Source organism: Pseudomonas asplenii, from assembly GCF_001293465.1.
Taxonomy (GTDB): Bacteria; Pseudomonadota; Gammaproteobacteria; order Pseudomonadales; family Pseudomonadaceae; genus Aquipseudomonas; species Aquipseudomonas fuscovaginae_B.
In genome coordinates this window covers 79,427-92,357 of sequence record NZ_JSYZ01000003.1, presented here as the reverse complement: position 1 = coordinate 92,357, position 12,931 = coordinate 79,427, and the positions used below count along the sequence as shown (strand labels likewise).

Annotated in this window: 9 protein-coding genes; 6 read left to right on the top strand and 3 right to left on the bottom strand. The window is 65.2% G+C overall.

Features of this window, described 5'->3' with window-relative positions:
* Window positions 1-90: 90 nt before the first annotated feature.
* Complete coding sequence (locus tag PF66_RS04365; RefSeq protein ID WP_054061983.1) at window positions 91-2,463, bottom strand: TonB-dependent receptor; 2,373 nt, start codon at window positions 2,461-2,463, stop codon at window positions 91-93.
* Between the two features lie 153 nt (window positions 2,464-2,616).
* Here PF66_RS04365 and PF66_RS04360 point away from each other — a divergent pair, with 153 nt between their 5' ends.
* Together PF66_RS04360 and PF66_RS04355 are read left to right on the top strand one after the other, a co-directional pair.
* The gene (locus PF66_RS04360) at window positions 2,617-3,564 is read left to right on the top strand and encodes a LysR family transcriptional regulator (protein ID WP_054061982.1); all 948 of its coding nucleotides are present in this window, start codon (window positions 2,617-2,619) and stop codon (window positions 3,562-3,564) included.
* A 195-nt stretch (window positions 3,565-3,759) separates the two neighbouring features.
* On the top strand, window positions 3,760-5,364 hold the full coding sequence (locus tag PF66_RS04355; protein WP_054061981.1) for an alkaline phosphatase family protein: 1,605 nt from the start codon (window positions 3,760-3,762) through the stop codon (window positions 5,362-5,364).
* A gap of 58 nt (window positions 5,365-5,422) precedes the next feature.
* On the opposite strand, the gene PF66_RS04350 is transcribed toward PF66_RS04355, so the two are convergent.
* The gene (locus PF66_RS04350) at window positions 5,423-6,331 is read right to left on the bottom strand and encodes a TauD/TfdA dioxygenase family protein (RefSeq protein WP_054061980.1); all 909 of its coding nucleotides are present in this window, start codon (window positions 6,329-6,331) and stop codon (window positions 5,423-5,425) included.
* 182 nt (window positions 6,332-6,513) lie between these two features.
* Here PF66_RS04350 and PF66_RS04345 point away from each other — a divergent pair, with 182 nt between their 5' ends.
* Complete coding sequence (locus tag PF66_RS04345) at window positions 6,514-7,434, top strand: LysR family transcriptional regulator (protein ID WP_054060965.1); 921 nt, start codon at window positions 6,514-6,516, stop codon at window positions 7,432-7,434.
* A gap of 54 nt (window positions 7,435-7,488) precedes the next feature.
* On the opposite strand, the gene PF66_RS04340 is transcribed toward PF66_RS04345, so the two are convergent.
* Window positions 7,489-8,514 carry an ABC transporter substrate-binding protein gene (locus PF66_RS04340; RefSeq protein WP_054060964.1) on the bottom strand — a complete coding sequence of 342 codons (1,026 nt, stop codon included), beginning with the start codon at window positions 8,512-8,514 and terminating at the stop codon, window positions 7,489-7,491.
* 306 nt (window positions 8,515-8,820) lie between these two features.
* Between PF66_RS04340 and PF66_RS04335 the strand changes: the two genes are divergently transcribed.
* The 3 genes from PF66_RS04335 to PF66_RS04325 are packed head-to-tail and all read left to right on the top strand — an operon-like array spanning window position 8,821 to window position 12,855.
* On the top strand, window positions 8,821-10,419 hold the full coding sequence (locus tag PF66_RS04335; RefSeq protein WP_054061979.1) for an ABC transporter permease: 1,599 nt from the start codon (window positions 8,821-8,823) through the stop codon (window positions 10,417-10,419).
* The gene (locus PF66_RS04330; protein ID WP_054061978.1) at window positions 10,416-11,231 is read left to right on the top strand and encodes an ABC transporter ATP-binding protein; all 816 of its coding nucleotides are present in this window, start codon (window positions 10,416-10,418) and stop codon (window positions 11,229-11,231) included. Before PF66_RS04335 ends, PF66_RS04330 begins: the two co-directional genes overlap by 4 nt.
* A 13-nt stretch (window positions 11,232-11,244) precedes the next feature.
* Window positions 11,245-12,855: an arylsulfatase gene (locus tag PF66_RS04325; RefSeq protein ID WP_054058219.1), complete on the top strand. Its 1,611-nt coding sequence runs from the start codon at window positions 11,245-11,247 to the stop codon at window positions 12,853-12,855.
* Window positions 12,856-12,931 lie beyond the last annotated feature (76 nt).

Here is a 12,931-nt window from a genome sequence, read left to right as displayed (position 1 = left end):
GCCGCGTGGTTCAAGGGCTGCAGCCTATCGGTGAAAAACCGATGCTTTTCAGGCATGAAAAATATTCCCCCAAGGCATCAGGCTGGACACCTAGAAGTCATAACGCCCGGTCACCCCCAGGGTCCGCGGCGTACCGAGCAAGCCTTCATAGCCGCCGTTGCTGGCGGTCCAGAGGGTGGTGTAGTAGGTCTTGTCGAAGGCGTTCTTCAGCCACAGCGAGACATCCCACTGGCCCTGGTTGAAATCGCCGCGCAGGCCGGTGGACAGGTTGACCACGGCGTAACTGGGAATCTGCCCGTAGCTGGAGTCCTCGACCGTGCCCACTGCCTTGGAGCGGAACGCATAGCTGGCGGTGACGTAGGGTTCCAGGCCGTTCTCCAGGTTCCACTTGTACTCGCCGTTGGCATTGGCGATCCACTTCGAGGCCCCGACCACCTGGTGCCCGGTAAGGTCGCAGGACGCCGGTGCCCCCGGACGCAGGCTGACTTCCGGCGGGCATGGCGCATCCTTATAGGACAAGTACCGCACATCGTTGTAGGAACCGTTGAGGTTGAGCGTCAGGCCACGCACGGGAATCAGTGTGCTCTCGACCTCCACCCCGAGCGAGCGCACCGAGCCGGCGTTGGTCAGGTACTGCACGCGGTTGGCGTCGTCGTAGGCGTTGGTCTGGTAGCCGTTGACCTGGGTCCAGAACAGGTTGGCATTGAGTTGCAGGCGCTTGTCCCACAGTGTGCTCTTGAAGCCCAGCTCGGCGTTGTTCGCCCGCTCGGTGCCGATCAGCAGTGAGTCGGCACCGGCGGTGGGTGCCGAGCCGACCGCGAGGTTCACCCCGCCGGACTTCTCGCCATGGGACAGGGTCGCGTAGCCGAGCAGGTCGTCACTGAAGCGATAGCTCAGGTTGAGCAGGCCGGACGGGCTGGTGCTGTACTGGCTGAGGTTGCCGGAGTCGTAGGCGCCGGCGCGGGCACGCCGGGCGTTGGCGGCGGCACCGGTCACCGCGGCACCGCCGAGCGGGGCATCACGGGTCACCCAGGCGCTTTTTTCCTCGTAGCTGCCACGCAGACCGGCGGTGAAGTCCAGGCGCTCGGTCAGGTGCCAGGTGCCCTGGGCGAACAGCGCGAAGCTGTCGGTTTCGATATGGCCGTTGCCGATGCTGGTGACATTGTTCAGCGCACCGGTGGCGGTGCCGTTCCAGATGTCGGCCTGGGGCCCGTAGTAGTTGAAACTCTTGTTATCGAGCCTGGAGCCGAAGTAGTAGGCCCCCAGCACATAGTCGAAGAAGCCGCCGGTGGGCGAGGCCAGGCGAATTTCCTGGGACCACTGCTTGTCCTCCACCGAGACCCCGGCGTTGTAGTACGCGGTGGTGTTGAGCCCGTCGTCGTTGCGTGGGGTGAAATTCCACCAGCGGTAGGAACTGACCGAAGTCAGGGTGAAGTCGCTGGGCAGGGTCCAGTTGGCCTCCAGGGAACTGCCGCCCTGGAACACCGTGACCCGCTGCTGGCCATTGAGATTGACCTTGCGATCCGCGCCATTGACCAGGGTCGCCCCGGCGGCAGCGGCCCGTGACCGGTAGAGATTGACGCCGTTGATGGTCGGCCCGGTGCTGTACAGCACGCGGGTACCGGCGCTGGAGTCTTCCTCGTTGTAGTCGCCGATCCAGCGCAGGTTGAAGTTCTCGCTGGGCTTGAACAGCAATTGCGCGCGGAAACCGTCGCGCGAGCCGCCGTTGAGGTCGTGACCGTCGTACTCATTCCTGATGTCGCCATCGCTGCGGGTGCGATAGGCCGACAGGCGCCCGGCCAACTGGTCGTTGATCGGCCCGGAAAGGCTGCCCTTGGTCTGGAAGTAGCCGTCCTCGCCCACCGACGTCTCGATGCTGCGCTCCGGGGTGAAACTCGGCGCGCGGGTGTTGATGTTGATCACCCCGGCGGTGGTGTTCTTGCCGAACAGCGTACCCTGGGGGCCGCGCAGCACTTCCAGCTGTTCGATATCCATCAGGTCGAACACCGCCATGCCCGGCCGCCCCAGGTAGACGTTGTCGATGTACAGCCCGACGCTGCCTTCCAGGCCGTCGCTGGCCGGGTTGTTGCCCAGGCCGCGGATCGACACGCTGGACTGGCGCGCATGCATGTAGGCAACGTTCACGCTGGGCACCAGTTGCTGCAGGTCCTGGATGCGATAGACCCGCTGGCTTTCCAGGGCCTGGCCACTGACCACACTGATCGGCGTGGGCACGCTCTGCGAACTCTCCTCACGGCGCCGGGCGGTGACGGTCACGGTGTACAGGCGCCCGCTGTCGGACTTGGCCTTGCTGGTAGTGGCGGCCGGCGCAGCCTCCTGCGGGGTCTCGCTCTCGGCGGCATGGCCCAGCGACCAGCTGGCGCTCCCCGCCAGCAACAGGGCCAGGGGCAAGCGCTTGAGCCGTCGGGAAGGGTGGTGCACTGCTGGATTGGGCGAAGTCATGGGCGGCTCCCGATCAAAAAATATACAACCTGTATATTCTTTAAAGTTATTTATTTATGTTTTTACAAAGATTTACTGCATAAGAGATTGCCTTTATAAGGAGTCGAGCGGATGCATAGCCAATGCATTTCCCCGATATTTTTTATGTGAAAAATGCATATCGATCTGCGCCAACTTCGCCACTTCATTGCCCTAGCCGAGCACCGCAGCTTCGTCGCCGCCGCGTTGGCGGTGAACCTCTCGCAATCGGCCTTCAGCCGCAGCATCCAGGCCCTGGAGCACAGTGCCGGCTGCCAGTTGGTGGACCGTGGCCGCAAGGACCTGGCGCCGACCAAACAGGGCCAGGTCCTGCTCGAACATGCCCGGCGGCTGGTCAGCGGCGCCCAGCAACTGGCCAACGAGATCAGCCAGTTCAACGGCCTGGAGGCCGGCGAGCTGCGCTTCGGTTGCGGCCCGGCGCCGGCCTCGGGGCTGATCCCGCAGGCCATCGGCCATTTCATCGACCGCTACCCCAGGGCCCGGGTACAGTTCCAGGTGGATGACTGGCAGAGCCTGGGCAAGCGTCTGCTCAATGACGAGTTCGAGTTTTTCGTCGCCGATACCCGTTATTTCGAGGCCAATCCGGACTACCAGACCCAGCGCCTGCGCCCACGCAAATGGTATTTCTGCTGTCGCGCCGGGCACCCGCTGGCGTCCCGCGAAAGCGTGACGGCCGAGCAGTTGCTGAGTTATCCACTGGCCTCGACGATCCGCCCACCGAACCTGCGCAAGGTGATCGCCGACCTCAGCAGCCGACCGGACTTCACCCCGCAGGTGGAATGCGAGAGCGCCTTCAGCCTGCTCGGCGTGGTGTTGCGCTCGGATGCCATCGGCATCTGTGGGGAGAACAGCGATGCCTGGGACTATGCCCGGGGTGAGTTGGTGAAGCTGAAGGTCGAGGGCTTGGCCGATGACCGGGAGGAGCTGTACACCCGCTACGGCATCGTCAGCCGCGCCGGCTATCGGCTGTCGCCGCTGGCCGAGGCGATGATCGAGCAGATCAAGTGCGAGGATGCGGTGGAGGTGGGTGAGGTGTGCAATCTGGAGCAGGTGGCTGTCTGAGATGACCTATTCGCGGGCAAGCCCGGCTCCTACATACGGTACGTGAACCCTGTAGGAGCCGGGCTTGCCCGCGAATAGGCCCTCATGCCCCACCGCCATGCACCGGATGCATGAAAAACAGTCACCGAATGCACTTGCCGAAACCCGCCCCGGCCCGCGAAATCGCCTACCTGTCCTCCACCGCGGTGAACCCCCATGTCCCACGTGCGCAACGTGCTCTACATCATGTGCGACCAGCTGCGTCGCGATTACCTGTCCTGCTACGGCCACCCTCACCTGCACACGCCGAACATCGACCGCCTGGCCGCCGCCGGCGTGCGTTTCAGCCGCGCCTATACCCAGGGCACCATCTGCGGCCCGTCGCGGATGTCGGCCTATACCGGGCGTTATGTCAGCAGCCACCAGGTGGCCTGGAACGCCGTGCCGCTGCCGCTGGAGGAACTGACCCTCGGCGATTACCTGCGGCCCCACGGCATCCGCACCGCACTGGTCGGCAAGACCCACGCCACGCCCAATCTCGACGCCCTGCAACGGTTGGCCATCGACCCCGACAGCCCGCAGGCCGAGCCGCTGAACGAGGTCGGCTTCGAACCCTGGATGCGCCACGACGGCATCTACCCCGACAGCCCGCTGTTCGCCGACAAGCGTGAATCGGCACCCTACACCCATTACCTGCGCGAACTCGGCTACAGCGGCGAGAATCCCTGGCACGACTGGGCCAACGCCGCCGAAGGCAGCGACGGTGAAATCCTCAGCGGCTGGAAGATGCGCAACGCCCACCGGCCGGCGCGGATTCCCCAACAGCACTCGGAAACCGTGTACACCACCGACCGTGCCATCGACTTCATCCGCGAACAGGGCGAGCGGCCCTGGTGCCTGCACCTGTCGTACATCAAGCCGCATTGGCCGTACATCGCCCCGGCGCCGTATCACGCGCTGTACGGGCGCGAGCAGGTGATCGCGCCGGTCCGCCCGGCGCCTGGCGCGGCCAGCGACCACCCGGTGTACAACGCCTTCCGCCAGCATGAGGAAAGCCTGAACTTCTCCCGCGACGAAGTGCGCCTGAACGTGGTGCCGACCTACATGGGCCTGATCAGGCAGGTGGACGACCAGCTCGGACGACTGTTCGATGTGCTGCAGCAGAGTGGGCGCTGGGACGACACACTGATCGTCTTCACCAGCGACCACGGCGACTTCCTCGGCGATCACTTCCTCGGCGAGAAGGAGTTCCTGCTCGAACCTGCAGTCGGCGTGCCGCTGATCGTGCGCGACCCACGTGCGGCAGCGGACAGTACCCGGGGCACGGTGGATGAGCGGCTGGTGGAAACCATCGACGCGCTGCCGACCTTTCTCGACGCGCTGGGGCTGCCGGGGGCGGAGCATCGGCTGGAGGGGCGTTCGCTGGTACCGCTGCTGCATGGCGAACAGCCGGACTGGCGCCGCTATGCCATCGCCGAATACGACTATGCCTTCCAGGCGCCGGCGCGGGAGCGACTGGGCCAGCCGATCGACCGTTGCCGGATCACCATGGTGCGCAGCGAGCGCTGGAAATACCTGGCCTACGACGGCTTCCGTCCGCAGTTGTTCGACCTGGAAAATGATCCACAGGAGTTGCACGACCTCGGCGCCGACCCGGCGTTCGCGGCGGTGCGCGAGGAACACCTGGGCCATCTGCTCGACTGGCTGCGCGGCCTCAAGCGCCGGACCACCATCAGCCATGAGGAGATCGACCTGCGTGGGCAGCGGTTCCGCTATGGCGAGCCGGAGACGGAGAAGGTGGTGCAGATCGGGGTCTGGTGACTGGCGGGATGAACTGATCGTTCCCACGCTCTGCGTGAGAACGATCGGGGTATGGTCTTCAGCTTGCCCCGCGAAGGGTCTGGCTGCGCTGCCCCTGCACCCCCACCGGCACCTCGCCCTTGAGCGTCACCCGGCGCACGATGCGCGCCTGGGTGCCGTAGTCGTCGACCGCGTAGTGCTGGGTCGCACGGTTGTCCCAGATCGCCACGTCACCGGTCTGCCAGCGCCAGCGCACAGTGTTTTCCAGGCGCGTCACGTGGCTCTGCAGCACGCTGAACAGATGCGCCGAATCCGCCGGCAGGTAGCCCTTGATACGCTTGACGAAGTGCCCCAGCAGCAGGCTGCGCTCGCCGCTGATCGGGTGCACGCGCACCACCGGATGTTCGGTTTCGTACACGGTGGAGGTGAACACCTGGCGATAGCGTTCCTGCGCCTGCGCCGAGACGTTCGGCCGCAGACCGGCGTAGTCGTACTCGTTGCTGTGCACCGCCCAGAGCTTGTCCGCCAGTTCGCGCAGTTCCGCCGGCAGTTCCTCGTAGGCCGCTGCCGCGTTCGCCCACACGGTGTCGCCACCGGCCGCCGGGGCCAGTACCGAGCGCAGGATCGAGGCTTTCGGATAGGCGTCGACGAAGGTCACGTCGGTGTGCCAGGAGTTGGCCCGCTGGCCCTGGGTGCCGTCCAGTTCCATCAGGTAGCGGGTGCCGTCGCGCACCGGCACCGTCGGGTGCGCTACCGGCTCGCCGAGCAGGTGGGCAAAGGCCTCCTGGCTCTGGTCGTCGAGGTGGGTCTGGCCACGGAAGAAGATCACCTTGTACTGCAACAGCGCCTGCTGGATCGCCTCGATGACACTGGCATCCAGGTCACCGGACAACGCGACGCCACGGATCTCGGCACCGATCCGACCGGCCACCGGGTGAATGTCCAGGGCGTGTACAGCGGGTTTTACAGCCAGTGCGGCATTGCTCATGGAAGGTCCCTCGTCGACTGCTTGCGGTTGGAGCCGCCGCGAAGCAATGCTCTATCTATATTCCATTTACATCTAATAGATATTGACATGCTTCGTTGACGGAATAAGAGCTTGCATTTAAAACCTCAAGCCCTGCTCGTCGCAAATACCTTCGAGCTATTTTTCGGATGCCGGGAAAGCATATGGATCTTCGCCAGTTGCGTTACTTCATCGCCCTCAACGAACACCGCAGTTTTGTCCGTGCGGCGGACGCCATGGGCATCACTCAGCCGGCCTTCAGCCGCAGTATCCAGGGGCTGGAGCAGGAGTTCGGCTGCGTGCTGGTGGACCGCGGCAACAAGGACCTGCGCCCCACCCCCGAAGGCCAGGTGGTGCTGCAGCACGCCCTGAGCCTGGTGCAGGGCGCGGCGCTGCTCAGTGCCGAAGTGACGCAGATGACCAAGCTCGATGCCGGCGAGTTGCGCTTCGGTTGTGGCCCGGCACCGGCGGTGAAGCTGGTGCCGGAAGCGGTGGCGCGGTTCCTCAACGCCCACCCGAAGGTGCACACGCGCTTCCGTGTGGATAACTGGGAACGGCTCAGCCGCAGCCTGAGCCGCGAGGAGATCGAGTTCTTCATAGCCGACATCCGTCATTTCGAGGCCGACCCGAATTTCCAGACCCAGGCGCTGCGGCCCCGTGGCGGGGTGTTCTTCTGCCGGCCGGGGCATCCGTTGCTGGCCAAGGAAAGCCTGTCGACCAACGACATGTTCGACTACCCGCTGGCGACCACGCTGATTCCGCCGGGCATTCGCAAGGTGCTGGCGAATCTGAGTGGGCGCACGGACTTTTCGCCGAACATCGAGACCGAGCATTTTCCGGCGCTGGTGAAGATCGTGCGCCGTTCCAACGCCATTGGGCTGGGCAGTCGGGAGGCGTTCGAGGAGGATGTGGAGAAGGATGCGCTGGTACAGCTGCATTGGCGCAACCTGCCGCAAAACATCGAGCACCTGAGCGCGCGCTGCGGCATCGTCAGCCGCACCGGGTTCCGGCTGTCGCCGGCGGCGCGGGCGATGATCGAGACGCTGGTGGCTGTGGATAGCCAGGAGGAACGGGTGGCGGTCTGACTGTCCTGTTCGCGGCGGTTCGCCGCCGCGACAAGCCCTAAAGAGCAACGCTGATCACAGCCCCGCCGCCGCCAGGTTCGGCGCCACCCAGTCCGTCACCTTGAACGGCCGGCGAATCAGCTTCTGCTGCGCCGCCAGGTCCACCGAATCCTGCAACTTGCCGAGGAAGACCGGGTCCAGCTGCGAAGGGAAAATTTCGCTCAGTTTCTCGTCCTTGAGGTCCTGTTGCAGAATCACCTGTGGATAACTCGCCAGTCCGGAAACCAGCTGCACATAGGCGTCCTTGTTGTCCTCCCGGGTCAGCCAGTCCACCGCCTGCTGTTGCGCCTTGAGCAGTTGGGCAACCAGTTCCGGGTGGGCATCGACGAACGCTCCCGAGCCCAGCAGCACACTCTGGATGCTGCCCGCACCGCCCAGTGTCCTGGTGGTCACCGGCAATTCGGCCAGGCCCTTGGCCTGCAACGCCGTCAGGTTCGAACCGCCCCAGGACGCATCGACCTGTTTTGCCGCCAGTGCCGCCACCGCCGCGCTGAAGTCCAGGTTGATGACCTTGAGGTCCTTCTCGCTCAGGCCCTGGCTGGCCAGCGCGGCATCGAAGGACAGTTGCGAGGCGGTGCCACGGAACACCGCCACGCGCTTGCCCTTGAGGTCCTGCAGGGAATTGATCCCGGAACCGGGCACCACGCCCAGGTACTGCTTGACCCCGCGTGCGGTCGCACTCAGCAGCCGCGTATCCAGCCCGTTGGACTTGCCGATGATCGCCGCCAGGTCGCCCAGATAGGCAAAGTCCACCTGACCATTGGCGATCGCCTCGTTGATCACCGGGCCGGCGCCCTTGAAGAAATTCCACTGGATCCTGATGCCCTGGTCGGCAAAGGCCTTTTCCAGGATCTGCTGGCTGCGCAGCACATCCACCACGCCCCCGCCGCTGTGCTGGGTGCCGGCGCTCAGGTCGGGCACCGCAATGCGGATCTCCCTGACCTCGGCCGCTGCGCCAGACAGCGACACGCCGCTCAGCACGCCGGCCAGCAAAGGGGTGGCGAACAGCCGGGCAAGACGGCCATTGAACAGGGTTTTCATGGTGGGTGCTCCTTGGTGACAGGCTTCGAGGCGCTGAAGGTAGGCACAGTTCTCACCAACAATAAAATACTAATAATTCACATTTTAGTAACTTTAGGAAATATAAGCCGTCAAACCCCGTCGCTGCGCGGATATGCAGCAAACGCATGGAAAATATTCTCCGAATGCATTGGATGCCTGCTCCACACGAGCCTTAAATGGCCTTTCCTTATCTCTCAATAGAATCGATAAGATTATTTATAGATCGAAGAAGCATATTTACCTTCACGCCGTGCATCGCCCGGAAACCGACAACGGAGGTCCGCCATGGCCCGTGTTTCTCTGCTCAGCCTGCCGCTGACGCTACCGCCCGCCGGGACCCACCGGCGCTGGCCCAACCTGGGTCGGCACCTGTTGCCCTGGCTGCTGCCGCTGGCCCTCGCCGCCTTGTGGTGGACCGCCAGCCGTCAGCACTGGATGAGCCAGCAGATCCTGCCGTCGCCCGCGCTGGTGGCGCAAAGCGCACTGGAGCTGGGCAGCGGCGAGCTGTGGGGCCATTTGTGGATCAGCCTGCAACGGCTGCTGTACGGCCTGCTCGCGGGTGTCGGCCTCGGCGCCTTGCTCGGCGCCAGTCTCGGTTTCAGCCGTCGCGCCGAGCGCCTGGTATTCCCCACCTTCAGTGCCCTGGCGCAGATTCCGACCCTGGCCTGGATTCCGCTGTTCATGGTGTTTTTCGGCATCGGCGAACTGCTCAAGCTGGTGGTGCTGATCAAGGCCATCGTGGTCCCGGTGACCCTGCACACCCTGGTGGGCGTGCGTGATGCCCAACCGCGCCTGCGCGAGGCCGCCGCGGTACTGCGATTGTCGCCCTACCTGCTGGTGCGCCGATTGATCCTGCCCGCCGCGCTGCCGGCGTTCATGGCCGGTTTGCGCCTGGCCCTGGCCGCCGGCTGGACCTCGCTGCTGGCCGTGGAACTGCTGGCCTCCAGCGAGGGCATCGGCTATCTGATGGTCTACGCCCGGCAGTTGTTCATGCTCGATATCGTCTTCGTCTGCATCCTGGTCATCGGTGTGATCGGCGTGCTGATGGATCGCGGCATCGCCCTGCTCGACCGGCGCCTGGTGCACTGGCCGCATCCGGCCACCGCGCAGATTCCCCAGGGCCCGCGTTACCAGGGCTGGCAGCGCCTGCAACCGTGGCTGCTGCCGCTGACGCTGCTGGTGCTCTGGCAACTGGCGAGCGAGCTTGAGTGGATCGACGGCGGCATCCTCGCCAGCCCCCTGGCGGTGCTGCACAGCACCTGGAACGGCCTGCTCGACGGCAGCCTGCCGGGCGGCCTCGGCCTGAGCCTGAAGCGCACCTTCGCCGGCCTGCTGCTCGGCGGTTCGCTGGGCCTGGGCCTGGGCTTGCTGCTGGGCTTGTCGAGGACCTCCGAACGCCTGCTCGGCCCCAGCCTGTCGGCGCTGCGCCAGATCGCGATCTTCGCCTGGGTGCCGCTGATCACCGCCTGGTTCGGCCTGGGCGAAGGGGCCAAGGTGGTGTTCGTCGGCCTCGCCGCGTTCTTCCCACTGTTCATCGCCACCCAACGCAGCGTCGCCAACCTTTCGCCACAACTGACCGAAGCGGCCCGGGTGCTGCGTCTGAACCTCTGGCAGCGGCTGCGCAGGCTGGTGCTGCCCGGCGCCGCGCCGGGGATCTTCGCCGGCCTGCGCCTGAGCCTGGTCTACGCCTGGCTCGGCACCCTCGGCGCCGAATATTTCATGCCGTCCAACGGCGGCATCGGCTCTCTGATGATCGGCGCGCAGCAGTTGCTGCAGATGAACGTGATCATGGCCGGCATGCTCGTGGTCGGCCTCACCGGCGCGCTGATCAACCTGCTCGGCCAACGCCTCGAAACCCGCGCCACCCGCTGGAGACACGCATGAACACAGCACTGGTCAGTTTCAACCAGGTCGGCAAATCCTTCGACGTCGACGGCGCCGAACTGCAGGCCATCGACAATTTCAGCCTGGACATCGGCGAAGGCGAATTCGTCGCCATCGTCGGCTCCAGCGGCTGCGGCAAATCCACCCTGCTGCGCCTGCTGATCGGCCTGGACACCGCCTTTCGCGGCGAAATCCGCGTCGATGGCCGGGTGGTCGACGGCATCGGCAGCGAACGCGGCATCGTCTTCCAGGAGCACCGGCTGTTTCCCTGGCTGACGGTCGAGGAGAACATCGGCCTGGGCCTGGTCAACGAAGCGCTGGACAAGCGCGAACGCCAGCGGCGCATCGAGCAGTTCATCCAACTGGTCGGCCTGGCCGACTTCGCCCGCGCCTATCCGCACCAGCTCTCCGGCGGCATGGCCCAACGCGTGGCGATCGCCCGCGGGCTGGTGGCCAGCCCGCGCATTCTGCTGCTGGACGAGCCGTTCGGCGCCCTCGACGCGCTGACCCGCCAGCAGATGCAGGACGAACTGCTGGCGATCCGCGAACGGGCGAAGATCACCACGCTGCTGGTCACCCACGATGTGGAAGAGGCTATTTTCCTCGCCGACCGAGTGGTGGTGATGGAGCCGCGCCCCGGGCGGATCAAGCGCGTGGTCGAGATCGCCCTGCCCCATCCGCGCCAGCGCAGCGGCTTCGAGTTCCACCGCCTGCGCGAGGAGCTGCTGCATGAACTGACCAGCGACGACCACTACCAGCCGCCGCAACCCGAACAGATCCGCGACCTGCCCCTGACCTTCATCGCCTGCTGAGAGGAACCCCGACATGGCGCAACGTCCGAACTTCCTGGTGATCCTGGCCGACGACCTCGGCTTTTCCGACCTTGGCGCCTTCGGCGGCGAGATCGCCACGCCGAACCTCGATGCCCTGGCCCATGGCGGCCTGCGCCTGACCGACTTCCACACCGCGCCGACCTGCTCGCCGACCCGCTCGATGCTGCTGACCGGCACTGACCACCATATCGCCGGCATCGGCACCATGGCCGAGGCGCTGACCCCGGAGTTGATCGGCAAGCCGGGCTACGAGGGCTACCTCAACGACCGGGTGGTGGCGCTGCCCGAGCTGCTGCGCGAATCCGGCTACCAGACCTGGATCAGCGGCAAGTGGCACCTGGGCCTGACCGCCGAACAGGCGCCTCACGCGCGCGGTTTCCAGCGCTCGTTCTCGCTGCTGCCGGGCGCGGCCAACCACTACGGTTTCGAGCCGACCTACGACGAGACCACCCCGGGCCTGCTCAAATCGACCCCGGCGCTGTACATCGAAAACCAGGATTTCGTCGAACGGTTGCCGGCCGATTTCTATTCCTCCGATGCCTTCGCCGACAAGCTGCTGCAGTACCTCAAGGAACGCGACCAGAGCCAGCCGTTCTTCGCCTACCTGCCGTTTTCCGCGCCGCACTGGCCATTGCAGGCGCCGGCCGAGGTGGTCGCCCGCTACAAGGGGCGCTATGACGCCGGCCCTGAAGTGCTGCGCCTGGAACGCCTGGAGAAGCTGCGGCAACTGGGTCTGGTCGACAGCGCGGTCGAGCCGCATCCGCTGCTCGGCCTGAGCACTGAGTGGGACTCGCTGAGCGAGGAACAGCGCCAGCGCTCGGCGCGGGCCATGGAGGTGTATGCGGCGATGGTCGAGCGGATGGACTGGAACATCGGCAGGGTCGTGGCTTACCTGCGCAAGCAGGGCCTGCTGGACAACACCTTCATCCTGTTCATGTCCGACAACGGTGCCGAAGGTGCCCTGCTGGAAGCCTTCCCCAAGTTCGGCCCGGAACTGCTCGGCTACCTGGACCGGCATTACGACAACAGCCTGGAGAACATCGGCCGGGCCAACTCCTACGTCTGGTACGGCCCGGCCTGGGCCCAGGCGGCGACGGCGCCGTCGCGGCTGTTCAAGGCCTTCACCACCGAGGGCGGCATCCGTGTGCCGGCGTTGCTGCACTACCCGCCGCTGACCCGGCCAGGGCAGATCAGCCATGGCTTTGCCACGGTGATGGACATCACCCCGACCATTCTCGACCTGGCCGGCGTGCGCCATCCGGGCAAGCGCTGGCACGGCAGGGAAGTGGCGCCGCTGCGGGGCAAGTCGTGGCTGGGCTTCCTGTCCGGCGAGACCGCGCAAGTGCACGACGAACACACGGTGACGGGCTGGGAGCTGTTCGGCCGCCGGGCGATTCGCCAGGGCCACTGGAAGGCGGTGTATATCCCCGGCCCGGTGGGCCCGGCGACCTGGCAGCTATACGACCTGAGTGCCGATCCAGGAGAAATCCACGACCTGGCCGAGGCACAGCCGGAGCGGCTGGCGATGCTGATCGAACATTGGCAGCGCTATGTCGAGGAAACCGGGGTGATTCTCAGCGCGTCGCCGTTTCAGCCGGATTGAGCGTTCCTCGCCCCTGCAAGCTGCACTGATCGTTCACGCTCTGCGTGGCAATTCAGCCTATAACGCAGCGTATCCA